The sequence below is a fragment of the Mycolicibacterium duvalii genome (genome assembly GCF_010726645.1).
Taxonomy (GTDB): Bacteria; Actinomycetota; Actinomycetes; order Mycobacteriales; family Mycobacteriaceae; genus Mycobacterium; species Mycobacterium duvalii.
In genome coordinates, this window is the sequence record NZ_AP022563.1 from 957,762 (window position 1) to 982,087 (window position 24,326).

At 68.7% G+C, this 24,326-nt stretch carries 22 protein-coding genes and 2 pseudogenes; 15 read left to right on the forward strand and 9 right to left on the reverse strand.

Going from position 1 to position 24,326, the window contains the following annotated elements:
- The first annotated feature begins 60 nt into the window (after positions 1 to 60).
- Positions 61 to 1,155: an anthranilate phosphoribosyltransferase gene (trpD, locus tag G6N31_RS04330; RefSeq protein WP_098006726.1), complete on the forward strand. Its 1,095-nt coding sequence runs from the start codon at positions 61 to 63 to the stop codon at positions 1,153 to 1,155.
- Here trpD and G6N31_RS04335 read toward each other — a convergent pair.
- Positions 1,093 to 2,871, reverse strand: a pseudogene (locus G6N31_RS04335) (DEDD exonuclease domain-containing protein); the annotation flags it as partial. The gene trpD and the pseudogene G6N31_RS04335 overlap by 63 nt on opposite strands.
- Positions 2,872 to 2,956: 85 nt before the next feature.
- Positions 2,957 to 4,349: pseudogene (locus G6N31_RS27815) on the reverse strand (IS110 family RNA-guided transposase).
- Positions 4,350 to 4,615: 266 nt separating this feature from the next.
- On the opposite strand from G6N31_RS27815, the gene G6N31_RS04345 reads away from it, so the two are divergent.
- The 4 genes from G6N31_RS04345 (at position 4,616) to G6N31_RS04360 (ending at position 8,099) form a co-directional block, all read left to right on the forward strand.
- A complete protein-coding gene (locus G6N31_RS04345; protein ID WP_234815485.1) occupies positions 4,616 to 4,861 on the forward strand; it encodes a hypothetical protein in 246 nt (81 codons plus the stop codon).
- A gap of 154 nt (positions 4,862 to 5,015) precedes the next feature.
- The gene (gene ripC / locus G6N31_RS04350) at positions 5,016 to 6,164 is read left to right on the forward strand and encodes a peptidoglycan hydrolase RipC (protein WP_420091359.1); all 1,149 of its coding nucleotides are present in this window, start codon (positions 5,016 to 5,018) and stop codon (positions 6,162 to 6,164) included.
- Positions 6,133 to 6,966: a peptidase gene (locus G6N31_RS04355; protein WP_098006376.1), complete on the forward strand. Its 834-nt coding sequence runs from the start codon at positions 6,133 to 6,135 to the stop codon at positions 6,964 to 6,966. The genes ripC and G6N31_RS04355 overlap by 32 nt, the downstream gene beginning before the upstream one ends.
- Positions 6,963 to 8,099, forward strand: coding sequence for a glycosyltransferase family 4 protein (locus tag G6N31_RS04360; protein ID WP_098006375.1), 1,137 nt, complete (start codon positions 6,963 to 6,965; stop codon positions 8,097 to 8,099). The genes G6N31_RS04355 and G6N31_RS04360 overlap by 4 nt, the downstream gene beginning before the upstream one ends.
- Here the strand turns inward: G6N31_RS04360 and G6N31_RS04365 are convergent, their stop codons facing one another.
- Entirely contained in the window at positions 8,100 to 9,902 is a 1,803-nt protein-coding gene (locus G6N31_RS04365) for an AMP-dependent synthetase/ligase (protein ID WP_098006373.1), read from the reverse strand.
- 105 nt (positions 9,903 to 10,007) lie between these two features.
- Here G6N31_RS04365 and G6N31_RS04370 point away from each other — a divergent pair, with 105 nt between their 5' ends.
- From G6N31_RS04370 to G6N31_RS04390, 5 genes are all read left to right on the forward strand, one after another.
- On the forward strand, positions 10,008 to 10,397 hold the full coding sequence (locus G6N31_RS04370; RefSeq protein WP_098006370.1) for a polyketide cyclase / dehydrase and lipid transport: 390 nt from the start codon (positions 10,008 to 10,010) through the stop codon (positions 10,395 to 10,397).
- 82 nt (positions 10,398 to 10,479) lie between these two features.
- Positions 10,480 to 10,917, forward strand: coding sequence for an SRPBCC family protein (locus tag G6N31_RS04375; protein WP_098006368.1), 438 nt, complete (start codon positions 10,480 to 10,482; stop codon positions 10,915 to 10,917).
- Positions 10,910 to 12,190 (forward strand): ArsA family ATPase, encoded by a 1,281-nt coding sequence (locus G6N31_RS04380; RefSeq protein WP_098006366.1) that lies wholly within the window; start codon positions 10,910 to 10,912, stop codon positions 12,188 to 12,190. Before G6N31_RS04375 ends, G6N31_RS04380 begins: the two co-directional genes overlap by 8 nt.
- Positions 12,187 to 12,594, forward strand: coding sequence for a hypothetical protein (locus G6N31_RS04385; protein ID WP_179964267.1), 408 nt, complete (start codon positions 12,187 to 12,189; stop codon positions 12,592 to 12,594). The genes G6N31_RS04380 and G6N31_RS04385 overlap by 4 nt, the downstream gene beginning before the upstream one ends.
- A 124-nt stretch (positions 12,595 to 12,718) precedes the next feature.
- Positions 12,719 to 13,444: a lysophospholipid acyltransferase family protein gene (locus G6N31_RS04390; RefSeq protein ID WP_098006364.1), complete on the forward strand. Its 726-nt coding sequence runs from the start codon at positions 12,719 to 12,721 to the stop codon at positions 13,442 to 13,444.
- Positions 13,445 to 13,461: 17 nt separating this feature from the next.
- Here G6N31_RS04390 and G6N31_RS04395 read toward each other — a convergent pair whose 3' ends face one another.
- Positions 13,462 to 14,739 (reverse strand): glycosyltransferase 87 family protein, encoded by a 1,278-nt coding sequence (locus tag G6N31_RS04395; protein ID WP_098006362.1) that lies wholly within the window; start codon positions 14,737 to 14,739, stop codon positions 13,462 to 13,464.
- A gap of 120 nt (positions 14,740 to 14,859) precedes the next feature.
- On the opposite strand from G6N31_RS04395, the gene G6N31_RS04400 reads away from it, so the two are divergent.
- Genes G6N31_RS04400 through G6N31_RS04410 form a run of 3 tightly spaced genes read left to right on the forward strand, consistent with a single transcriptional unit; the run spans position 14,860 to position 17,639 of the window.
- Positions 14,860 to 15,714, forward strand: a complete 855-nt coding sequence (locus G6N31_RS04400) for a hypothetical protein (RefSeq protein ID WP_098006383.1) — start codon at positions 14,860 to 14,862, stop codon at positions 15,712 to 15,714.
- Positions 15,715 to 15,717: 3 nt separating this feature from the next.
- Positions 15,718 to 16,218, forward strand: coding sequence for a polyadenylate-specific 3'-exoribonuclease AS (locus tag G6N31_RS04405; protein WP_098006360.1), 501 nt, complete (start codon positions 15,718 to 15,720; stop codon positions 16,216 to 16,218).
- A 20-nt stretch (positions 16,219 to 16,238) separates the two neighbouring features.
- Positions 16,239 to 17,639 carry a class II 3-deoxy-7-phosphoheptulonate synthase gene (locus tag G6N31_RS04410; protein ID WP_098006358.1) on the forward strand — a complete coding sequence of 467 codons (1,401 nt, stop codon included), beginning with the start codon at positions 16,239 to 16,241 and terminating at the stop codon, positions 17,637 to 17,639.
- A gap of 50 nt (positions 17,640 to 17,689) precedes the next feature.
- On the opposite strand, the gene G6N31_RS04415 is transcribed toward G6N31_RS04410, so the two are convergent.
- Positions 17,690 to 18,895, reverse strand: a complete 1,206-nt coding sequence (locus tag G6N31_RS04415; protein WP_098006356.1) for a protein kinase domain-containing protein — start codon at positions 18,893 to 18,895, stop codon at positions 17,690 to 17,692.
- 94 nt (positions 18,896 to 18,989) lie between these two features.
- On the opposite strand from G6N31_RS04415, the gene G6N31_RS04420 reads away from it, so the two are divergent.
- On the forward strand, positions 18,990 to 19,394 hold the full coding sequence (locus G6N31_RS04420) for an Rv2175c family DNA-binding protein (protein WP_098006354.1): 405 nt from the start codon (positions 18,990 to 18,992) through the stop codon (positions 19,392 to 19,394).
- Here G6N31_RS04420 and G6N31_RS04425 read toward each other — a convergent pair.
- The 4 genes from G6N31_RS04425 to G6N31_RS04440 form a co-directional block, all read right to left on the reverse strand.
- Positions 19,388 to 20,953 carry an alpha-(1->6)-mannopyranosyltransferase A gene (locus G6N31_RS04425; protein ID WP_098006352.1) on the reverse strand — a complete coding sequence of 522 codons (1,566 nt, stop codon included), beginning with the start codon at positions 20,951 to 20,953 and terminating at the stop codon, positions 19,388 to 19,390. The genes G6N31_RS04420 and G6N31_RS04425 overlap by 7 nt on opposite strands.
- A gap of 2 nt (positions 20,954 to 20,955) precedes the next feature.
- Positions 20,956 to 22,035: a bifunctional (2E,6E)-farnesyl/geranyl diphosphate synthase gene (gene idsA2 / locus G6N31_RS04430; RefSeq protein ID WP_098006350.1), complete on the reverse strand. Its 1,080-nt coding sequence runs from the start codon at positions 22,033 to 22,035 to the stop codon at positions 20,956 to 20,958.
- An 86-nt stretch (positions 22,036 to 22,121) separates the two neighbouring features.
- Positions 22,122 to 22,817, reverse strand: coding sequence for an LppM family (lipo)protein (locus G6N31_RS04435; protein WP_098006348.1), 696 nt, complete (start codon positions 22,815 to 22,817; stop codon positions 22,122 to 22,124).
- 61 nt (positions 22,818 to 22,878) lie between these two features.
- Entirely contained in the window at positions 22,879 to 23,463 is a 585-nt protein-coding gene (locus G6N31_RS04440) for a GNAT family N-acetyltransferase (protein WP_163722028.1), read from the reverse strand.
- Positions 23,464 to 23,674: 211 nt separating this feature from the next.
- On the opposite strand from G6N31_RS04440, the gene G6N31_RS04445 reads away from it, so the two are divergent.
- The gene (locus tag G6N31_RS04445; RefSeq protein WP_098006347.1) at positions 23,675 to 24,076 is read left to right on the forward strand and encodes an SCO2097 family morphological protein; all 402 of its coding nucleotides are present in this window, start codon (positions 23,675 to 23,677) and stop codon (positions 24,074 to 24,076) included.
- The last annotated feature ends 250 nt before the right edge of the window (positions 24,077 to 24,326 follow it).

Consider the following 24,326-nt stretch of genomic DNA (forward strand, 5'->3'; position numbering starts at 1 on the left):
GTATGACGCTTTGTAGTTGTCGAACTCCACCCGGGTCTGGCAATTCGTCATAATCAGCCTGTGACTTCACCCTCTCCCGAGTCCGGCGCCGCCCCCCGTCCGCGTGGTGACGAGCCCACGTGGCCGTTGATCTTGGGCCGGCTGACCACCAACCAAGCGTTGTTACCAGGGCAGACGGGCTGGGCGATGGACCAGATCATGTCGGGCACCGCCACGCCCGCCCAGATCGCCGCGTTCGGCGTGGCGATGAAGATGAAGCGGCCCACGTCGGCAGAAGTCACCGAAATGGCCGACATCATGCTCAAGCACGCCCGGCGGGTGCCCACCGACACCATCGGCACCGCCACCGTCGACATCGTCGGCACCGGCGGTGACGGCGCCAACACCGTCAACCTGTCGACCATGGCCGCCATCGTGGTGGCCGCCGCCGGGGTGCCGGTGGTCAAGCACGGCAACCGGGCCGCCTCGTCGCTGTCGGGCGGTGCGGACACCCTCGAGGCGCTCGGGCTGCGCATCGACCTGGGGCCGGAGGAGGTGGCGCGCAGCGTCGCCGAGATCGGTATCGGGTTCGCGTTCGCCCCGCAGTTCCATCCGTCCTACCGGCATGCCGGCGCGGTGCGCCGTGAGATCGGAGTGCCGACGGTGTTCAACCTGCTCGGCCCGCTGACCAATCCGGCCACGCCCCGCGCCGGTCTGATCGGTTGCGCCTGGGCCGACCTGTCGGAGGTGATGGCCGGGGTATTCGCCGCGCGCGGGTCCAGCGCGCTGGTCGTGCACGGAGATGACGGCCTCGACGAGCTGACCACGACCACGACGAGCACGATCTGGCGGGTGCAGGCCGGCACGGTCGAACGGCTGACCTTCGACCCCGCGGCGTTCGGTTTCGCCCGTGCCGAGATCTCCGAGCTCGTGGGCGGCGACGCCGAGTTCAACGCCGCCGAGGCCCGGGCCGTACTCGGCGGGTCGAAGGGACCCGTCCGGGATGCGGTGCTGCTCAACGCGGCCGGTGCGATGGTCGCCCACGCCGGGCTATCCAGCGACGCCAAGTGGGTCCCGGCGTGGGAGTCCGGTTTGGCGCGGGCCAAGGACGCGATCGACTCCGGAGCGGCCGAAGACCTGCTCGCGCGTTGGGTGCGGTTCACTCAGGAGCTCTGAGTCGGTGGCCTGCTCCGCGGCCATCCGGGCCGAGCGAGCCGTAGCCGCCCATTCCGCCCACCGTCCGGCCGCGCCGAGCGGCGAGCTGTAGCCCTGCTCCGTGCGCACGATGCGGACGCCGGGCCGGGCCAGCCAGCGCGCGATGAGCGCGGTCTCCTCGATCAGCGCGCCGCCGTGTGGTCCGGCCTCGGGCAGCACGGTCTCCGCAGCGGCGCAGAGCGCGTCGACGACGGGCATCGGCGGCACCCCGCGGGAAGCGCAGCCTGCCGCGGCCAGTCGGCCCCGCCGGATCACCGCCAGATGCCACCCGTGGTCACCGTCGGGGCGGGCGGCGACGAGCTCGGGCAGCGTGGTCAGTGCCCGCAGGCGTTGACCGCGCCACAGCACGTCGATGGTGGCGGCGGCCCGGTCGCGCATCCGGGCGGCGGTCTCGTAGCGGTGCCGGCGGGCCAGCTCGGCGATGTGGGCGAGCATCGCCTGCAGCGGTTGACCGTCGCGACCGTCGATGAGCGCCAGCGCGCTGCGCACCGCGGCGGCGTAGGTGTCGGCGTCCAGGCCGCGCGCGGCCGGGCATGGCGCGATCTCCCGTTCGGGGCACTTGACTCCATGCACGGCCGACCGGGCCAGCCGAGCAGTACAGATCCGCACACCGGTGAAGCGCGCGATCAGGTCCCCGGCGTCGACCGCGTCCGCACGGGTGCGAAACGGTCCGACGGCGGTGTCGGTACGGGGGGCGCGCACCGCCGAGAACCGCGGAAACGGCTCGTCGGTCAGCGTCAACCACCACCACCGGTGTGGGAACTTCGACCGCCGGTTGTACGGCGGCGCGTGTGCCGCCAGCAGCCGCAGCTCCCGTACTCCGGCCTCGAGATCGTGGGCGCACTCGACGTGGTCGACGGCAGTGGCCAGCGAGGCCATTTCCTTGATGCGGGTCCGGGGGTCGGCGCCGTTGAAGTACTGGGTCACCCGGCGGCGCAGGTCCACAGCCGTCCCGACATAGAGGACCTCGTGGGCCGGTCCGCGGAACAGGTAGACCCCCGGGCTGCGCGGCAAGGCCCGGGCCAGGTGCCGGTTGCCACGCTGCGCAGGAGTGACGTCGGGCAGGTAGGAGCGCAGTTCTGGGTAGGTGTGGATGCCCTGGTTGCCGACCCGCTCGATCAGCCCGTGCAGCACGTCGACGGTGGCGCGGGCGTCGTCGAGCGCGCGGTGGGTCGGCCGGGTACTGGCGCCGAAGAGCTGTGCCAGCGCCGACAGGCGCACACTGGGCGCCTCGTCCCGGGTCAGTACGCGCCGGGCCAACCGGACCGTGCACAGCACCGGCGGCCTCGGCCAGGGCACCTGGTTGCGTTCGGCGGCGGCGCGCAGGAACCCGACGTCGAAGCCGGCGTTGTGGGCGACCAGTACCGCTCCGCGACAGAACTCGAGGAAGGAGGGGAGGACCGCCTCGATGCGGGGTGCGTCGTAGACCATCGCCGAGGTGATCCCGGTCAGCGCGACGATCTGAGGCGGGATGGCGCGGCCGGGATCGACCAGCGTGGCGAACTCGCCGAGCACCTCCCCGCCGCGGACCTTGACCGCCCCGATCTCGGTGATCGCGTCGTGACGGTCACCTGAAGCGCGACCACCCGTGGTCTCGAGATCGACTACCACGAACGTCGTCTCCCGCAGCGACAGGTCGGCCAGCTTGTCGACGTCGCCGAAGCTCAGCTGGCCCATGGGCAGAACGTAAGCCGCGGCAGTGACAAGTTCCCGGACGCGTGCGGCGAAACGCCGCGGACCGGAGTTGAGTTCCTAACGGATGTCAAACGGCGTGTTGGCTCGTAGGCTCGTGTTTGGCGGGCCTGGATGTTGGAGCGCTTGGCGACTCCTGTGACTCCTGGCCCGCCGCCTGTTTGCGGCGGTCGCGCATGCGTTGGTGACGGATGTTGTCGCGGCGCCGGGGTTGGATCTGGTAGCGCTCTTTGACGATCTTGCGGCCCTGAGCGTCGGTGATCGGGGTGCCGTCGACATCGCGTAGGACGTAGGGCTGGCCGTTGCGCATGCAGGTAGCGATCCGGGTGACCAGCAGGGTGGCCAGGTGGCAGATCGCCGAGTCGTGGTGGCGGTCGCCGGTCATCAGTCGCTGGTATTTCGCGGCGATCTGCGGGTCGATCTTGCGGGCTTGATCAGCGGCGGTGTATAGCATTTCGCGCAGCAGGGGGTCGCCGGCCTTGGTGATCGAGGATTCGACCTTGCTCAGCCCGGACTGGCTGACCTTGGGGACCAGTCCGGTGTAGGCGCGGATCGCGGCCAGTGAGGTGAACCGGTGAGGATCACCGATCCGCCCAGCGATCACGGCGCTGATGACCGGTCCGACACCGGGAGCAGAAGCCACGATTGCCTTGGGGTCGGCGTCGGCGTAGAGGTTCGCGACCCGTTCATCGATCTGCTTGATCTGCCGGGTCAAAAACAGCGCCTGTTCGGCCTCGTGGGCGATGTCGTCGCCCAGTTCGGCGAAGTTCATCCCGTCGGGTCCTCACAGCATGAGGGTTTCCTTGGCTGCGACGATGAGTCCGGCGGCGTGGTCCTCGCGCCACGCGCCGCGGGACCGGGCGATCAGAAACCGGCTCAGACGTCCCTGGCCGAGTCGGATCACCGTATTCGGGTCGGCGTAGCGGGCGAGGAACTCCAACGCCGCGTTGCCGTAGTTCGAGCCGAGCACCGCATACCACGCTGGCCCGAGGAGCTCGACGAGCGCATCGAGCCGTGAATACACCGCCACCCGGCGTTTGATCATGGTGGAGCGCTGTCGGACCAAGCGCCGCAACGGGTCTGCCGGTCCCTGGCCGGAATACTCGCGCAACCCTTCGGGATGAAGTAGCGGCAGCCGGGCCAGCAGCTCGGAGTCGATGCGATCGTTCTTGGTGTGCTTGGAGTAGTACTTGCGCAGATCCGCCGATTGGGTGGTAGGCACCATCACCACCCGGGCCGCGGCGGCGGAACCACTCGGCCAGCACGATCCATGCGTTACGGGTCGGCTCGACCACCACGGTCACGTCCGTGGCGTCGGCCAGGAACAGATCGGCCCACAACCGCTCCAAGTCCGCCGGCCGGGTCGAGAATTTCCGGCCCCGCCATACCGTGGTCCCGTCGCGGGCCAGCGTCGCTTGATGCGCCGCGCGCACCGCTACGTCGATTCCTAATGTCCATGCCATCGTTGTGTGCTCCTGTCAGCCATCAATCCCTATTCACCCAGGTGGCTGACCATCGCGGCTGTGGCCCAGACATTCCCTAAGCAGGAGTCCACACCGACCGGCTGGCTCCAAGTTCCCGAACAAGGACACCGCTCGACCAGCCACCGAGCTCGCGAGCGGACCACTCAAATCTCAGGGATCACCACGCGTCCCAGTCGGACGTTCGGCCCGCCCGCGAACTCACACTCCAAAGCTAAATGTCGGACGGTGTCGCTAGCGTGCGCTGCATGCCGATCGAGAGGACGGATGCGATGACCCAGGAGCCCGACGACGGCACGCTGACCATCGACTGTGACGACTGCGCGGTACGCGGCCCCGGCTGCCAGGACTGCGTGGTCAGCGTGTTGCTCGGGGTGCCCGAGACACTGCGTGTCGACGAGCAGCGCGCGCTCGAGGCGCTCGCCGAAGCGGGCTTGGCGCCCCGGCTGCGGCTGGTGCCGATTCACCGGCATGGCGGTGCCGGGGTGGCCTGACGACACGCGGTATCGTTGGCGCTCAGCGCATCACGGATGCAACTGTTAAATTTGCATCTCGTGTTGGACAAGGCCGATGCCGTTTCGTAACCTATCTGAGACCTAATCGCAGTTCGAGGCGGCTCCTCTACGGCAATCGAAGGACGAGGAAATCTTGACGTTCGACCGCGCGCACCGGAGTATCTGTCGTTCTCGGCGAGTCTTCACCAGTGTGATGGCAAGCCTGGCGCTCGTGGGCGCGATCCTGTTCGGGTCAGGCTCGGCCGGCCTCGGCTACGCCGACCCCGCCGATGACGCGTTGGCCAAGCTCAACGAGCTGTCCCGGCAGGCCGAACAGACCACCGAAGCGATGCACTCCGCGCAGCTCGACCTGAACAACAAGCTCGAGATCCAGCGCGCCGCCGAGGTCAAGCACGCCGAAGACCTGGCCGCCGTCGAGTCGGCGCGCGCGCAGCTCACCGACTACCAGGGCAAGGTCAACAGGCTCGCCGCCTCCCAGTACATGGGTGGTCGCACGTCCGGATTCGACGCGATGCTCACCGCCCCGTCGCCCCAGGGCCTCATCGATCAGTTGTCCGTACAGCGGGTGATGGCAGCCGAGATGTCGGCTCAGATGACGCGGTTCCTCGACATCGGCCGGCAGGCCGAGCTCGCCGAGCAGGCGTCGGCCGCCTCGGCTGCCGAGGCCAAGACCGCCGCCGAGCAGGCCGCCGCGGTGCGGGCCGACCTGCAGTCCAAGCAGAGCCAGCTCCAGGTCCAGATCGCCGTGGTCAAGGCCCAGTACGACTCGTTGACGCAGCCTCAGCGCGAGGCGCTGGCCGCGATGCCTCCGCCTCCGCCGGCTCCGGGTGCGCCGGTGCCTCCGGCGCCGGGCCAGGATCCGGCGGTGCTGGCCGCGCCGCCGGCTCCGCTGCCGGCGGGTGCCATCCCGCCGGGCGACATCGCCACTCCCGGTTCACCGGCGGCCACCACCGTGATCCAGGCCGCGCTCAGCCGCGTCGGTTCGCCGTACTCCTGGGGCGGTTCGGGCCCCAGCGCCTTCGACTGCTCGGGTCTGGTGATGTGGTCCTTCCAGCAGGCCGGGATCTCGCTGCCGCACTCCAGCCAGGCGCTCGCGCGCGGCGGGCAGCCGGTGTCGAGGGACCAGATGCAGCCCGGCGACCTCGTCACCTACTACTCCGATGCGTCGCATGTCGGCATCTACATCGGTGGCGGACAGATGGTGCATGCGTCCACCTACGGCACGCCCGTGCGGGTCGCTCCGGTGGACAATGCCCCGATCTACAACGTCCGTCGTTACTGACCGGCGCCGCGCCGTCGACCGGCGCCGCGTGGGCGCCGTCCTGGGTGCCGAGTTGGTGTGCGCGGTGTTCCTGGTAGCCGGACCCGGCGACGCCCGCAGCGGCCCGGTACTCGCCGAGCCGACGGGTTTCGCCGCGACCACCATGTCGTCCCCGGCGCCGGCCACGCTCACCATGCCCGGCGGCAGGTCCGCGATGCTCATCGATCTCGGCGCGCCCAGCGGTCACGCTCTGCTCGCGCGCATCGCTGCCGAACTACCGGCCGCAGCTGCGGCTGTCAGCGACTTCTGGGGGCCGCAGTGGCCACGGACGGTCGAGATCGTGGTCGCCGGAACCGCAGAGCAGTTCGCCGCCGTGGGCGCCGGCGATGCCGACACCGCGGCGACCGCGACCGCCGAGCGGATCATGTTCTCCCCGGCCGCGGCCGGCATGTCTCCCGATGATCTGCGAATCGTGTTGCGCCACGAACTTTTCCATTACGCTGCGCGTCCAGACACCGCCGCCGATGCCCCGATGTGGCTGACTGAGGGCGTGGCCGATTATGTGGCACGTCCGCCGTTGATCTCGCCCACCATGCCCGCCGTGCTGCCTACCGATACGGAACTCATGACGCCGGGTCCCCAGCGCTCGGCGGCCTACGACCGGGCTTGGGAGTTTGCCTCGTCGGTGGCTGAGACGTACGGCGCAGACAGGCTCCGCGAGCTGTACCTCGCGGCGGGCGGCCACGGACGCCGTGATCTGGACACCGCGGTTCGCGAGGTTCTCGGCGAGGACCTGGCGGCGCTGACGGCGGGTCCTCCGTGAGCCGCGTGCTGCTGGTCACCAACGACTATCCGCCCCGGCCGGGGGGAATCCAGGCTTACCTGGAAGCGCTGGTCACTCACCTGGTCGCCACGCAAGAGCACACCTTGACCGTCTATGCACCGAAGTGGCAGGGCGCGCAGGAATACGACGCCGACGCGGCGGTGGGCGGCTACCAGGTCATCCGCCATCCGACCACGCTGATGGTTCCCGAGCCCACCGTCGCGCTGCGGATGCGGCGGCTCATCCAACAACACGGCATCGACACGGTGTGGTTCGGTGCTGCCGCCCCGCTGGCCCTGTTGTCGCCGCTGGCCCGCGCCGCGGGAGCGCAGCGCGTGATCGCCAGCACCCACGGGCACGAGGTGGGTTGGTCGATGCTGCCGCTGGCCCGCAATGCGTTGCGCCGCATCGGGAACGACACCGACGTCGTCACCTACATCAGCGCCTACACGCGCCGGCGGTTCGCGTCGGCGTTCGGACCGCACGCTGCGCTCGAGCACGTGCCGCCGGGGGTGGACGCCGACAGGTTCGCCCCCGACGAGGTGGCCCGGGCCCGGCTGCGCGCACGCTACCGACTCGGGCAGCGGCCTGTGGTGGTGTGTGTGTCGCGGCTGGTGCCGCGCAAGGGGCAGGACATGTTGATCCGGGCGTTGCCGGCGATCCGGCAGCGGGTGCCCGACGCTGCGCTGGTGATCGTCGGGGGCGGTCCGCACCGCACCGCCCTGCGCAGACTGGCCTACACGTTCGGTGTCGCCGAGCACGTGACCTTCACCGACGGCGTACCCGCCGACGAACTGCCCGCCCATCACGCGATGGCTGACGTCTTCGCCATGCCATGCCGGACGCGCGGCGGCGGACTGGACGTCGAAGGGCTGGGGATCGTGTACCTGGAGGCCTCGGCGACCGGTGTGCCGGTGGTGGCGGGACGCTCCGGCGGAGCGCCGGAGACCGTGGTCGACGGCACGACCGGGACGGTCGTCGACGGCTGGGACGTCGGGGCGATCGCTGCCGCGGTGTCCGACCTGCTCGCCGAGCCGCGCCGGGCCGCCGCGATGGGCGCGGCGGGACGGCAGTGGGTGCTCGACAACTGGCAGTGGCAGCGCCAGGCGCAGCGGCTGGCGCGTCTGCTCTGATCAGTTCTTCGCGTAGAGCGCTTCGATGTCGGCGGCGAACTTCTCGGCGACGACGTTGCGCTTCACCTTCAACGTCGGGGTCAGCTCACCGGTGAGCACGGTGAAATCGACTGGCAGGATGCGGAACTTGCGAATCGCCTCGGCCTTCGACACCGCCTGGTTGGCCTGCTCGACCGCCGAGTCGATCTCGCGGGTCAGGTCGGGGTCGTCGATCAGGTCGCCCACCGAGGCGGTCGGGGCCTTGCTGTGGTGCTGCTTCCAGATCTCGAACGCTTCCGGATCGATCGCGATCAGCGCGGCGACGAACGGCTTCTGATCCCCGACGGCCATCGCCTGACTGATCAGCGGGTGCGCACGCAGCTGATCTTCGAGGACTGCAGGGGCGACGTTCTTGCCGCCCGCGGTCACGATGATCTCCTTCTTGCGGCCGACTATGGAGAGGAAACCCTCGTCGTCGACCTTGGCGAGATCACCGGTGTGGAACCAGCCGTTGACGATGGCCTCGTTGGTGGCTTTCTCATTGCGCCAGTAGCCGCCGAACACCACCCCGCCCTTGACCAGCAGCTCGCCGTCGTTGGCGACCGCCATACTGTTGCCGGGCAACAGCTTTCCGACGGTGCCGACCTTGAGCTCACCGATCCGGTTGGCGGTGATGGCCGCGCTGGTCTCGGTCAGGCCGTAGCCCTCGTAGATCGTCAGTCCGATGCCGCGATAGAAGTGCCCGAGCCGGGCGCCCAGCGGTGCCCCGCCGGAGATCGACGCGCGGCAGTTGCCGCCGGTGGCTGCGCGCAGCTTGGTGTAGACGAGGCGGTCGAACAGCGCGTGTTTGGCCCGCAGCATCAGTCCCGGACCACCGGTGTCCTGGGCCTTGCTCCATGCGACGGCGGTCTGCACCGCCTGGGCGAAGATCGCGCCTTTGCCGCTGTCCTGAGCGTTCATCTCGGCGGTGTTGTACACCTTCTCGAAAACGCGGGGTACCGAGACGATGACCGTCGGTTTGAACTGGCCGAACATCGGCACCAGGTTCTTGATGTCGCTGGTGTAACCGATGGTGACGCCGTTGGCGAACGCCGTCATCGACAGGGCCCGGGCCAGGACGTGGGCCAGTGGCAGGAACACCAACAACCGCTCACCCTTGCGCAGCAGCGTGGGGAAACAGTCTGTCGCCCCGCGGGTCTCGTAGAGCAGGTTGGAATGCGTCAGCTGGCAGCCCTTGGGGCGGCCGGTGGTCCCGGAGGTGTAGATCAGGGTCGCCGGGTCGGCGCTCTTGATGGCGGCCAGCCGCTGATCGACCTCGGCGGGATCTACGGTGCTGCCCGCCTCCGCCAGCTCGTCGAGTGCCGTGGGCGCCGAGGATTCGATGATCGCGATCTTGCGCAGGGCAGGCAACTCGGACAGCAGCTGCTTGACCATCAGCGCGTGCGCCTCGATCTCGACGAACACCAGCACCGCCCCGGAATCTTCGAGCACCCAGCGCACCTGCTCGGGAGACGACGTTTCGTAGATGGGGACGGTCACCGCGCCGATCGACAGAATCGCGTAGTCGAGAATGACCCACTCGTAGCGCGTCGACGACAGCAGCGCGACCCGGTCGCCGGGCTGCACCCCCTCCGCGATCAGGCCCTGGGCGACGGCGCGGATCTGCTGCGCAGCCTGTCGGCAGGTGACGTCCTGCCAGGTGCCGTCGACCAGACGCTGGAAGACGACGTGGTCGGGATTCTGGCGCTCGTGGTCGTACACCGCGCTGGCGACGTTGTCGTGCTCTTCGACGGTGAAGGAAGCGGGAACGCTGAACTCGCGCACGGTGAGGCCCTCTCGTGATTCTCAGCCAGCCGAAACGGTGGTGCGTCGTCCACCCTAGTCGCCCCACACGAGGTCAGGACCCCGCATATGTGAAGCTTGTCAGCCATGAACAGCATCCAGATCGCCGACGAGACGTTCGTGGCGGCCGACCCGGCGACGGTCGGCGCGGCGGTCGCCGACCAGGCCTGCTGGCGGCGGTGGTGGCCCGACCTGCGGCTGACAGTGGCCGAGGACCGCGGCGAGCTGGGACACCGCTGGAAGGTCTCCGGCGCACTGACCGGAACCATGGAGGTGTGGCTGGAGAAGGTGCTCGACGGCGTCGTGTTGCACTACTTCCTGCATGCGGAGCCGTCCGGTGCCGCGGCCTGGCAGCTGGCCAAGATGAATCTGGCGAAGATGAACCACCGCCGCCGCGTCGCGGGCAAGGAGATGGCCTTCGAGGTCAAACGCACGCTGGAAGCGGGACGTCCGGTCGGGGTTTCCCGGCTGGCCTGACCGACGCGGGAACCCGACAGCGGGTGACAGAGTAGATTTCTGGCAGCGGCCAGACCGAGCGGACAGACCGGGGACAGCTGAAGTGGCGGACAAAACGGCGCAGACCATCTACATCGATGCCGATCCTTCGACGGTGATGGACGTCATCGCCGACATCGGGTCCTACCCGGACTGGGTCGCCGAGTACAAGGAAACCGAGGTCCTCGAGACCGACGACGAGGGCTACCCGAAGGTAGCCCGGCTGGTGCTGGACGCCGCAGTGCTCAAGGACACGATGGTATTGGCCTACCGGTGGCCCGCCGATCGTCAATCCGTGACGTGGTCGCTGGTGTCGAGCACGCTGTTGAAGGCGCTCGACGGCGCCTACCGGCTGGCGCCGAAGGGCTCCGGTACCGAGGTGACCTACGAACTTTCGGTCGACCTCATCATCCCGATGATCGGGCTGCTCAAACGCAAAGCCGAGCGCCGGTTGACCGACACCGCACTGAAGGACCTGAAGAAACGAGTCGAGGCTGACTGAGCGCGAGGAGTCCGCCCACGCGGCGCGGGGGGCAGCCCGAATCAGCCTGTTCGTCGGCAAGGGCGGGGTAGGAAAGTCGACACTGGCTACCGCTACGGCGGTGCGCGCCGCCGCCACGGGCATGCGGGTCCTGTTGGTGTCCACCGACCAGGCCCACTCGATCGGCGACGTGCTGGGCACGCCGGTCACCCCCACCGGGGACCGGACGCCCACCCGGGTGCTCGCCGACCTCGACACCGTCGATGCGGGTGGTGGGGTGCTCGAGGCGCTGGCGCTGGACACCCTCGCGCTGCTGGAGCGCCAATGGCGCGACAACGCGGGCCTGCTCTCGCGCCGGTTTCCTGATTCTGATGTCGGTGATCTTGCGCCAGAAGAACTTTCGGCGCTTCCCGGTGTGCAGGAGGTGCTGGGGCTGCACGAGGTGGGCGAACTCGCCGACTCCGGACTCTGGGACCTCGTGGTGGTCGACTGCGCGTCGACCGCGGACGCGATGCGCATGCTCACTCTGCCCGCCACCTTCGCCCTCTACGTCGAGCGGGCCTGGCCGCGGCATCGACGATTGGCCAGCGCCGATGACCCGCGCACCGCCGCAGTGGTGGGGCTGCTCGAACGCATCGCCGCAGGCACCGAGCGGCTCAGCACGCTCCTGGCCGACGAAGCGCGCGTCGACGCGCATCTGGTGATGACCGCGGAGAGGGTGGTCGCCGCCGAAGCGGTCCGGACGCTGGGTTCGCTGGCGCTGATGGGCGTCTCGGTCGCCGAAGTGATCGTGAATCAGATTCTGGTGCAGGATGATTCGTTCGAATACCGCAACCTGCCCGCACATCCGGCCTTCGACTGGTATTCCGAGCGCATCGCCGATCAGCAGGCCGTTCTCGACGACCTGGACCGGACGGTCGGCGACGTGGCCCTGGTCATGGTGCCACACCTGGCGGGGGAGCCGATCGGCGCCAAGGCGCTGGGCGAGCTGCTCGACGCCGCCCGCCGCAGAGACGGATCACCGCCGCCCGGACCGCTGCGGCCGGTGGTGGACCGGGAGTCCGGAGCCGGCCGTGAGGCCGTGTACCGGCTCCGGGTGCAGTTGCCTCAGGTCGATTCGTCGGCGCTGACGTTGGGTAGGGTCGATGATGACCTGATCATCGGCGTAGGCGCGATGCGGCGCCGCGTCCGCCTGGCGTCGGTGCTGCGGCGCTGCATCGTCATCGACGCGGCGCTGCGCGGCAGCGAGCTGACCGTGCGATTTCGACCGAATCCGGAGGTGTGGCCGGCGTGAGTGGCGCTGACTCCGACATCGGGGGCGCGGGGCGGCAACACCGCGACATCCCCCCGGAACTGCGGCAGCTCGCGCAGTCGATTCTGGATCGACTGGATCCCGCCATCCGGCTGGCCGCGGCACGTATGCAGGCCACCGGCGACAACCCCGGACGTTGCCAGCAGGTCTGGTGCCCGGTGTGTGCCCTGGCGGCCCTGGTCTCCGGCGAACAGCACCCGCTGCTCAGCGTCGTCGCCGAGCACAGCGTCGCACTGCTGACGCTGGTCAGGGCGCTGGTCGACACCATGGACGACGACCGTGGTCCGCAGCCACCCGACGGGGGACAGCCCGGACCCCCGCCGCGCCCCGAACCCGACGGCCCGCCGGGGCGCTATCAGCACATCCCGGTGATCGTCGAAGAGTGAACAGAATGTGGTCGCGGGCACATGCCGTGAGTACAGTTGGCGCAGAGCACCGCGGTCGCAACGGCGGCACCGCGGTCGGGCACAAAACGTCCGCGTCGTGAGGTCGGGGTGATCCGGAGGGTCCATGTGGTACTGGCTGTTCAAGTTCATCTTCATGGGGCCGCTGCTGACCCTGCTCGGTCGGCCGAAAGTCGAAGGACTCGAACACGTTCCGCAGTCCGGCGCGGTGATCTTGGCCAGCAACCACCTGGCGGTCGCCGACAGCTTCTACCTCCCGCTGGTGGTCAGCAGGCGGATCACCTTCCTGGCCAAGGCGGAGTACTTCACCGGTACGGGCGTCAAGGGCTGGTTCACCCGCTGGTTCTACACCGTCGCCGGGCAGGTGCCGATCGACCGCACTGACGCCGACAGTGCCCAGGCGGCGCTGACCACCGCGTCGCGGATCCTCGACGAGGGCAAGCTGCTCGGAATGTACCCGGAGGGCACCCGATCGCCCGATGGCAGGTTGTACAAGGGCAAGACCGGGCTGGCCCGACTCGCACTGCAGACCCAGGTCCCGGTGATTCCGGTCGCGATGATCGGAACCGACGTCGTCAACCCTCCTGGCTCCAAGATGTGGCGGTTCGGCCGGGTGACGGTCAAGTTCGGGGCGCCGATGGACTTCAGCCGATTCGACGGGCTGGCCGGTAACCGTTTCATCGAGCGGGCGGTGATCGACGAGGTGATGTACGAGTTGATGCAGCTGTCCGGTCAGGAGTACGTCGACCTCTACGCGGCAGACATCAAAGAGGGAAAAGCGGAGGCGGCCATCAAGCCGCCGACCCGGCTTCCTGAGTCCGCGGCCGGCTGACCGGCGCCTAGATCGGGTCAGCTCGCCGCGGATACCGGTGCGCCGGTCCGCGTCTGAGCGGTGTGGCGGGTCGCGTTGACGGTCACGGTGGCGGCGACGGCGATCACCGCCAGCGCCCACCACAGGTAGGACGCACCGGCCAACTGTCGCCACAACATCGCGGTGGTCTCGCGGTTGGCGGGCAACAGTGTGATCGGCGACCAGATCATCAACGCCAGACCCGCGACCGACACCACGCCGAGGGCGGCGTGGCGCAGGCGTAGGGCGAGCACGCCGGTCACGAGCACCGTCGGCAGCGCCCACACCCAGTGATGCGACCACGACACCGGCGAGACGACCAGACCGAACATCGCGACGCAGATCAGCGCCAGGACCGACTGCTCAGCGCGCAGCGCCCGGCGGGCAGCCCAGACGGTCAGCCCCAGCACCGCGAAGCACGCCACCGTCCACAGCGCGAAGCGCGGCCCTTCGGCCAGCCCGAGCCGGGCGAGCACCCCGGCGATGTTCTGATTGGTGTTGAGCGTGGCGGTACCGATCCGGTCGGTGTTGCTCACCGTTTCGGTCCAGTACTCCCACGAGTCGCGCCAGGAGAGCGCGAACCCTGCCAGGGTGGCGACGACCCCGGAAGCCGCGGTGACCAGCAGCGCGCGAACGTCGCGGCGCAGCAGGAAGTACAGCAGGAAGACCGCGGGCGTGAGTTTGAGGGCGATGGCCAGGCCCAACAGCATGCCCCGCGGCCAGGGGGTGCGGCGGGGCACGCAGTCGGCGATCACCAGCGTCATGAGCACCACATTGATCTGGCCGAAGTCGAAGTTGGCCTTGATGGGCTCGAGGAACAGCACCGCGGGCGCGACGACGGCCGCCGACAGCCAGATCCGCCGCACCCAGGCGGGCTCCCCGGTGACAGTTGTGGTGGGCCAGACATCGAGGCGGGTCAGCACGATGGCGGTGGAGACCAGCAGCAGCACGAACGTCGTCACCGTGATGGCGGCGCTGGCGGCTTCCAGCGACAGCATGGCGAACGGTGCGAACAGCACCGCAGCCAGCGGCGGATACGTGAACGGCAGATCGATGCCGCCGCGGGTGTGGAAGATCGCCCCATCGGCGTAGAGGGGACGGCCGTCGAGCCAGGCCTGGCCGCCCATCCGGTACACGTCGATGTCGATCCGGTACGGAATCCGCCCCAGCAACCGCCAACCCGCCCATATCAGCGCTGCCGCGGTCAGCACCTGGAACACCCGCCAGGCGAGCTTCGGCCCCCACCCCGCCCCGCCGGGCGACCGCAACATCCTCATCTCGCGCTCCAGACTATCGGGGCGCCCCGGCGCGTCGGCGGGTATCCCGGCCCCGACACGCGCTGGTCGGCGTAAGTTTTGCGGGTGCACCCCACCCTGGCAGCCACCTCCAGCCTCCCGATGGGTATCCCGTACACGCGGCTGCCGCTGGTCTGCTGCCTCTTCGCGTTCATCGTGACGTTCTTCGTCACCCGCACGATCGTGCGATACATCCGCCGGCATGCCGACAGCGACGCCCCGCGCAAATGGTGGCAGCCGCGCAACATCTCCGGCGGATCGGGCCTGCACATCCACCATGTGGTGATCGGTGTGGTTCTGGTCATGGTCTCCGGGGTGACGATGGTGACGTTGGCGGTCGACGGGGGTGTACCCGAGTTCACGGCGGCGTCAATCTTTTTCGGGATCGGCGCGGCGTTGGTGCTCGACGAGTTCGCGCTCATCCTGCATCTGTCCGATGTCTACTGGGCCGAAGACGGCCGCACGTCGGTCGACGCCGTGTTCGTGGCGGTGGCGGTGGCCGGCCTGTTGGTGATGGGCTTCAACCCGCTGTCGTTCTTCGACGTCGATATCTGGCAGAACGACCAATCCTGGGAGGCGCGCACCGCAGTGGTCGCCGCCGCGCTGGTGACGTTGCTGTTGGCGGTGATCGTGCTGCTGAAGGGCAAGGTCTGGACGGGGCTGGTCGGCATGTTCATCACGCCGTTGCTGGTGGTCGGTGCGGTCCGGCTGTCGCGTCCGCACGCCCCGTGGGCGCGCTGGCGCTACACCAAACGCCCCCGCAAGATGCACCGGGCCCTGGAACGGGAGCGCTGGCTGCGCCGTCCGGTGATCCAAGCCAAACTATGGCTGCAGGACGCCATCGCCGGGATGCCGAAGTTTCCCGACGACGCGCTGGTCGACCAGGAACTCGACCGCGAGATCCATGCCGCACCCGCTCCCGGCGGGCGCACGCCCGCCACACAGGAAGCCGGATAGGTTTTGCGCTACTTCTACGACACGGAGTTCATCGACAACGGTCGCACCATCGAGTTGATCTCCATCGGTGTCGCGGCCGAGGACGGACGCGAGTACTACGCGATCTCCACCGAGTTCGATCCGGACCGGGCGGGACGGTGGGTGCGCAAACACGTCCTGCCGAAGCTGCCGTCCCCGGCGTCGCCGCTGTGGCGGTCACGGCGCCAGATCCGGTCCGAACTCGAGGACTTCTTCGGGGTCGACGGTGACGAGCCGATCGAGTTGTGGGCCTGGGTGGGTGCTTATGACCACGTGGTGCTGTGCCAGTTGTGGGGGCCGATGACCGACCTGCCGCCGGCGATCCCACGGTTCACCCGCGAGTTGCGGCAGTTCTGGGAGGACTGCGGCTCGCCACGGATGCCGCCGCGGCCGCGGGACGCCCACGACGCACTCGTCGACGCCAAGCACAACCTGCTGCGATACCAGCTGATCACCGGTCGGCATGACCCTCAACTGCGGTTTTGACCCGCAGTTACCATTGACGGGTGAACTGGACCGTCGACGTACCCATCGACCAGTTGCCTGCTCTTCCGCCGCTGCCGGAGGATCTGCGCCATCGGCTGGACGCTGCGCTGGCCAAACCCGCGGTGCAGCAGCCGAGCTGGGACGCCGGTCAGGCGGCGGCGATGCGCACGGTGCTCGAGAGCGTGCCGCCGGTGACGGTGCCGTCGGAGATCGAGCGGCTCAAGTCGCAGCTGGCCGCCGTGGCCCGGGGAGAGGCGTTCCTGTTGCAGGGCGGCGACTGCGCGGAGACGTTCGTCGACAACACCGAACCGCATATTCGCGCCAATATCCGCACCCTGCTGCAGATGGCCGTCGTGCTCACCTACGGCGCGAGCATGCCGGTGGTCAAGGTCGCCCGGATCGCCGGGCAGTATGCCAAGCCGCGGTCCAGTGACATCGACGCGCTGGGCCTGAAGTCCTACCGCGGCGACATGATCAACGGCTTCGCCCCGGACGCCGCGGTCCGCCAGCACGACCCCTCGCGGCTGGTGCGGGCCTACGCCAACGCCAGCGCGGCGATGAACCTGGTGCGTGCGCTGACCTCGTCGGGGCTGGCCTCGCTGCACCTGGTGCACGACTGGAACCGGGAGTTCGTGCGGACCTCCCCGGCGGGTGCGCGGTACGAAGCGCTGGCCGGCGAGATCGACCGGGCCCTGAACTTCATGAGCGCCTGCGGGGTCAACGACCGCAACCTAGACACCGCCGAGATCTATGCCAGCCACGAAGCGCTGGTGCTCGACTACGAGCGTGCGATGCTCCGGCTCGCCGAGAAGGATCCGGCTGCTGACGACGTCCCGGCGAAGCTCTACGACCTCTCCGCGCACTACGTGTGGATCGGTGAGCGCACCCGTCAACTCGATGGCGCCCACATCGCGTTCGCCGAGGTGATCGCCAACCCGATCGGGGTGAAGATCGGGCCGACCACCTCGCCGGAGCTGGCCGTGGAGTATGTCGAGCGGCTCGACCCGAACAACGTGCCGGGCCGTTTGACCCTGGTCAGCAGGATGGGCAACAACAAGGTGCGCGACGTGCTGCCGCCGATCATCGAGAAGGTGGAAGCTTCCGGGCACCAGGTGATCTGGCAGTGCGACCCGATGCACGGCAACACCCACGAGTCCTCCACCGGCTACAAGACGCGGCACTTCGACCGCATCGTCGACGAGGTGCAGGGCTTCTTCGAGGTGCACCATGCGCTGGGCACCCACCCCGGCGGTATCCACGTCGAGATCACCGGAGAGAACGTCACCGAGTGTCTCGGTGGCGCGCAGGACATTTCGGATACCGACCTGGCGGGCCGCTACGAGACGGCCTGCGATCCGCGGTTGAATACCCAGCAGTCGTTGGAACTCGCGTTCCTGGTCGCGGAGATGCTCCGCGGTTAGGCAGGGGCGGAGATGCTCCGCGGTTAGGCAGGGGCGGAGATGCTCCGCGGTCAGAGCAGATTGGGCAGGTTCGTGCCGAGCGTCCACGCGGCGGCGGCCGCCAGGCCCGCCAGCGTGAGCACCGCGATGACCCAGAACAGCAGCACGCGTTTGGCGCGCTGTCGCGCCCAGTAGAACTCCGAGAGTTCGATGCCGGCGAATTGTCCGGTCAGCGGCTGATATTCGGGCTCGTCGGCGAACTCCTGCGGCGGTAGTTCGGCCCGGCTGAAGACGCGGGTGTGACGGGTGGCCGGCGGGTCACCGCCGTGGTCGGGAGCACCGGTGCTGCCGGCGGCGGGAATGTCGGTGGTGGTATCGGAGCGGTGCAACGCGGAGTTTCGCGGCGCCGGCACGCGGAACGTGGGCAGCGCGAGCTCTCGTGCGATCACCTCGAGCTGCTCGGCCATCTCGGCTGCGTCGGCGAACCGGCCTTGCGGGTCGCGCGACGTTGCGCACGCCACGATGTCGTCGAACTGCCTTGGCACGCCGGTGATCACAGTGCTGGGCGGGACGACGTCTTGCTCGAGTCGCTGGTAGGCGACTGCGAGCGGAGTGTCCCCGGGGAACGGGGTACGACCGGTCAGCAACTCGAAGATCAGGACACCGACGGCGTAGACATCACCGCGCGCATCGGTCTCTCCGGTGGCGACCTGTTCGGGCGCCAGGTACGCCGCGGTGCCCAGGATCACGCTCGTCGAGGTGATCTTCGCCTCCGCCAACGCACGCACCAGGCCGAAGTCGGCGATCTTGACGTCACCGTCGTCACTGATCAACACGTTCTCCGGTTTGATGTCCCGGTGCACCAGTCCGGCGCGGTGGGCAACGGCCAGACCGCCGAGCACCGGACGCAGCACCGCGGCGACCGCGTGCGGCGGCATGGGACCGCGTTCGCGCAACAACTCCCGAAGCGTGCCGCCCTCGACCAGTTCCATCACCAGGAACGGGTGCCGGCCGTCGATGCCCTGGTCGTACACCGAGACCAGGCCGGGGTGTTTGAGTCGCGCGACGGCCCGGGCCTCGCGCTGGAATCGGGTCAGGAAGTGGTCGTCGGCGGCGTACCGGGAATCCATGATCTTGACCGCCACCGGGCGGTCGAGGCGCAGGTCCAGGCCGCGGTACACCCCGGACATCCCACCGGTCGCGATGAGCCCGTCGACCCGGTACCGACCGTCCAGCACGTGCCCGGTCAGGGCGTCGGCGGGCTGGTAGGTCTCCACCGCTCATATGGTACGAGCCGGCGCGGCTCGAACCCGGCAGGCGGTCGCGACAAGGGGGCGGCGCGCGGGTGCCTGTGGTCCTAGACTCTGTGCGATGAGCAGCATTCCGACTGCCGACGACGTGCTGGATCCCGACGAGGCCGTCTATCAACTATCCGAGGTGGCCCGTCTCCTGGGCATCCCGCTGTCGAAGGTGCACCAGCATCTGCGCGAGGGCCATCTGGTCGCGGTGCGACGCGGCAAAGACGTTGTGGTTCCGCAGATCTTCTTCGACGACAGCGGTCAGGTGGTCAAGAGCCTGACCGGGTTGCTGGTGGTGCTGCACGACGGTGGTTACCACGAGACCGAGATCGTGCGCTGGCTGTTCACCCCGGATCCGTCCCTGACGATCAGGCGCGACGGGTCGACCGAACAGGTGGCCAACGCCCGGCCGGTCGATGCGCTGCACTCGCATCAGGCTCGTGAGGTGGTTCGGCGCGCGCAGGCTATGGCCTATTGACGGCTCGGCCGTCGTGGCCTATTGACGGCTCGCCGTCGTGGCCTATTGAGGGCCCGGCCGTCGTACCGGACCAGCGAATACCAGGCGACCACGGCACACGCGAGGGCGAACAGCACATGACCCCACGAGTACATGCTGTGCGCACCGTCGGGTCGCCAGATCACGGTGATCCAGGTCGAGAACCCGGCGATCAGCGCGATCGAACGGGTTGACTGGGCCAGCGCCGCCGCCACGGCCAGCGGCCACGTGTAGTACCAGGGCAGCGCGGCGGGTACGAACAGCACGACCACGACCATCAGCAGCGCGATGCCCATCAGAGCGTCGCGGTCGGTGTGGCGGTAGCGCCACCACAACAGCGGGGCCGACACCGCGATGATCGCGATGCCGATGATGCGGTTGACCTCCAGCACGGCGTAGAAGTTGACCGGCACCACCAGCCCGCCGATGGCGTTGATCAGGTTCGCGGCCGCGGTCGGCACGGTCAGCCAGTTGATGATCTTCACCGAACCCGCCAGCGCGGTCAGCCAGCCCAGCCCGACCCCGGCGGCCAACGACAACACCGCGAACACCGCCACGAAGATCAGCGACGACGCCGCGGTCGCCGCGGCGAAGGCCCGGCCCGGCGGGTAGCCGCGACGCTCCCGCAGTCCGCGCGCCCATACCCACACCATGAACGGCAGCGCGAGGCCGGCGGTGGCTTTCACCGCCACGGCGACAGCGATCAACGCAGCGCCGCCGGCGTATCGACCGCTGAACGTCAGTGCGATGCCGGCCATCATCAGGCCGACCATCAGCATCTCGTTGTGCACGCCGCCCATCAGGTGAATGATCACCAGCGGGTTGAGAACGCAGATCCACAGCGCGGCCGCACCGTTGGCGCCGACATGGCGGGCGACCCGCGGCGCCGCCCAGATCAGCAGGGCCAGTCCCGGCAGCATGCACAGACGCAACACCATGGTGCCCGCAACGACGTTGTCGCCGACGATCATGGTGACGAACTTGGCCACCAGGATGAACGCCGGACCGTACGGGGCGGTCGTGGTGGTCCAGATCGGGCTGACATCGTCGAGCAGCGGGTTCGGGTTCTCGACCGGACCGACGACGTAGGGGTCGAAGCCGTCCCGCAGCAGTGCGCCCTGGGCCAGGTAGGAGTAGGTGTCTCGGCTGAACACCGGAACGCTGAGCAGCAACGGCAACAGCCAGAACCCGGTGGTGGCGACCATCGTGTACTCGGTGGCGGTACGGTCGATCACCCGGCGGCCCAACCACAGCCAGGCGATCAGCATCAGGGCCACGCCGCCCCAGAGCAGCACTGACGACAGCACCAGGCCGTGCCCGAAGCGCAGCCAGGACATGTGCATGGACTCCAGCAGCGGGTCGTGCAATCGGGTGCTGCCGGCCCCCACGCCGCCCGCGGTGATCATCGCCGCGCCGAGTGCCCCCAGCAGCGCCGGACGGGCAGACGGTGACTGGGCGAACGCGGTCACTCGTCGGGCCTGGTCGGAAACCCGTTCCGGCAGGCTGGTTCTCGAGGCCTCTGTGGGCGCTGGCGTCGTCATGCCTAGGCCGACCGGTTGGCGGCCAATCTGGCGAGTTCGGTCAGACCGATCCTGGCCTGCGGGTCGATCGACACCGAGTCGAGGACGCCGATGGCCTCGCGCGTCAGTTGCTCGATCCGGCTCTCCACCGCGGCCAAGGCGCCGACGGACTCGATCGCCGCCCGTACGTCGACGACCTGCGAATCGGTCAGCTCGGTACCGATCGAGGTGTGCAGCAGTTCGGCTGCGGCCGGGTCGTTCTTCTCGGCGAGCTCGACGGCTTCGGCCAACAGCACTGTGCGCTTGCCGGAGCGCAGGTCGTCGCCGGAGGGTTTACCGGTGACGTCGGGGTCGCCGAACACACCGAGCACGTCGTCCCGGAGTTGGAACGCGACTCCCAGACTGGTCCCCAGCTCGTGGAATGCCTCCAGCACATCGGGCCGGTCGGCCGCGGCGGCCGCGCCGAGTTGCAGTGGCCGCGTGATGGTGTAGGACGCCGTCTTGTAGATGTTCACGGTCACCGCCGACGCCACCGTCTCCGCGCCGCTGGCTTCGGAGACGATGTCGAGGTACTGGCCGCCGAGGACCTCGGTCCGGATCGCGGCCCACACCCGTTGCACCCGGGCGTGGGCGTCGGGATCCAGCGCCGCGGTCGCGACGATGTCGTCGGCCCACACCAGCGACAGGTCGCCCAGCAGAATCGCCGCCGAGAGGCCGAACTGTTCGGCGGAGCCATGCCAGTTCCGGTCGCGGTGACGCTCGGCGAAGATGCGGTGCACCGTCGCCAGTCCGCGGCGCGTCGCCGACGCGTCGATCACGTCGTCATGGACCAGCGCGCATGCGTGCAGCAGTTCCAGTGCGGAGAACAGACGCAGGACGTCGGGCCCGGGTTCGGTCCCCGCGACCGCGCGCCAACCCCAATAGGCGAAGGCCGGTCGCAACCGTTTCCCGCCGCGCAGGACGAACTCCTCGAGGGCCTCGGTGAGCACCGCGTAGTCGGCGCCGATGTATGCGGCGTCCCGGCGGCGGTCACGCAGGTAGTCCCGCAAGTGTCCGGTGACGGCCTCGGCCAGTTCGACGGCCGATGGTGCCGCTGCATTCACGCTCAGCGGGCGCCCCTTTCCGTGTTGTCAGAATTCGCCCCGGCAAGTGCACTCAGAGTAGATGCTGCGCCGGCCGGGACGGCAAGTCAGGGCTGGTGCGCCGCGTCCTCGGGATCACCGGGCCGCGGGGACCGGTCCCGGTTGCTGTAGGCCAGTGCTCCGATGAGGCCGGCGACCAGGAACGAGGCGACCCCGAGCCAGATCGCGGCGCCGGTGAACGATCGCGCGCTGGGGTCGGTGTAGCGCGCCTGGGCGTTCATCGTGCTCACGACGCCGGGCCGCAGCTTCCATTCGACGACTTCGGAGGAGATCTGATCGCCGTTGGTGGAGGTCACCTCGCCCGGGAAGGCGACGGAGAGCGAGACGTCGGCCTCCGGGTCGCTGACCGTGGTCAGGTCGACGCGCCCCTCCAGGATCACCAGGTCACCGGCGCGGCGCAGCGAGATGTCGACTCCGGCGGCGTCGCGATTCATCCCGGCCAATTGCGGCACCTCGGCGAAGGTGAGGTCGGAGAACACCGCTTGTGAGCCGACGTAGTCGTCCCGGCTGTACTCCGATACCGCGACCTTCTGGGCGAACGGGAGGTTGTTGAGCAGCTGCGGACCTTTGTCATCGTCGTCGCGTGGCTTGGCCGCCGCGACGATCTGGCCGGAGACCCGGTCGTCGGGGGAGACCGTGATCGACGCGCGCACGCGGACACAACCGATGAGTGACGGCCCCACCAGCAACAGCAACAGCAGCAGCGCCAGGATGCGCCTGGAGGTCCGGCGACGGATCAGCACCCGGTCATCGTGCCAGACGGGGCGTCGACAGGCGGTCAAGCCGGACGTGCGGGCGCGAGTTTCACAGCGGTAGGCCGCGGCCGAGGATGGCGAACGCACGGGGGTCACCGGCGAAGTGGTAGTCGCGGATCACGTCGGTGAAGCCCAGCCTGCGGTAGAGCCGCCACGCGCGGTTGGCTTCGCCGTTGACCTCCGGGGTGGATAGCAGCACATTGCGTTCGCTGCGGTCGTCGAGCAGCCGGCGGATCAGGGCCTCGCCGAGGCCGCGGCCCTGTGCGCGCGGATGGATGTGCAGCTCGGTCAGTTCGAAGTAACTGCTCATCAGATTCGAGATGTGCTGCGCGTCGGCGCCGATCCTGCGTAGCCCGCCACTGACCTGCTGCTGCCACCACTGGTCGGGTGCGCCGCAGTAACCGTAGGCGATGCCCAGCATCGGGGCGTCGATCGACGACGCGTCCGCGGCGGAGCCGGCCTCGATCGCGGCCACCGCCTTCCAGCCCGCTCGACGAGCGTGTTCGAGCCACATCGAGGCGCGCTGGTCCTCGGTGCCGCGGGGATAGCGCATCGCGTCGACGTAGATCGCCAGCGCGTCGCCGAGCCGTCGCTTCATGTCGTCGGGCGACAGCTCGATCAGATGCGTCGCCAAATGTCAGCCCTTCTCCGCGATGATCGGTCGTCGTCCCCATTATCGGCTTCTCTGAGGCGGCGGCTCTCGATGACAGTGTCCGTCATAGAATCGGGCGATGAACTAGGTGGTACGGCGCAGATCGAGCTCGTATCATGAGTGTTAAGTGCCCGGAGTCGGGCATCCATGAGTCGAACGATTGCCACGACCCCACGGCAAGAGGGAGGGACGAATGCCACTCTCCGATCATGAGCAGCGCATGCTCGACCAGATCGAGAGCGCGCTCTATGCCGAGGATCCCAAGTTCGCGTCCAGCGTTCGTGGTGGCAATCTGCGCGCCCCGTCGACCCGGCGACGTCTCCAGGGGGCCGCGCTGTTCGTGCTCGGGCTCGCCATGCTGGTGGCGGGTGTGGTGATCAGGGCGACCTGGATTGGAAGCTTCCCGATCCTGTCCGTGCTGGGCTTCATCGTGATGTTCGGCGGTGTGGTGTTCGCGATCACCGGCCCGCGCGTGGCGGGGGGCCGGGGCAGCGCCCCCGACGATCTCACCGTGGCGCGGCAGAAGCGTGCCAAGGGTGGCGGCTCGTTCACCAGCCGAATGGAAGATCGCTTCCGCAAGCGGTTCGACAACTAGCGCACTCGACTCCATCAGGGGCAGCCCGAACGGGCTGCCCCTCTTTTTTTGGCCCCACCACGCCCCACCCACGCGCCCGTCCCGGCGAACAGGTGCTGAGCAGGGCTTTCTCAGCGCGCCGTCACAGCAGGATGGCGAACCACCCCTCGCTTGGGGCTCTTCGCGGCACAGAATGAGGCGGGAAGGGGGAAACGCGCGGAAGGATTAGGAGCAAAGTGGGGGATTGTGGGGTAAAGTGGCGGACAACGGA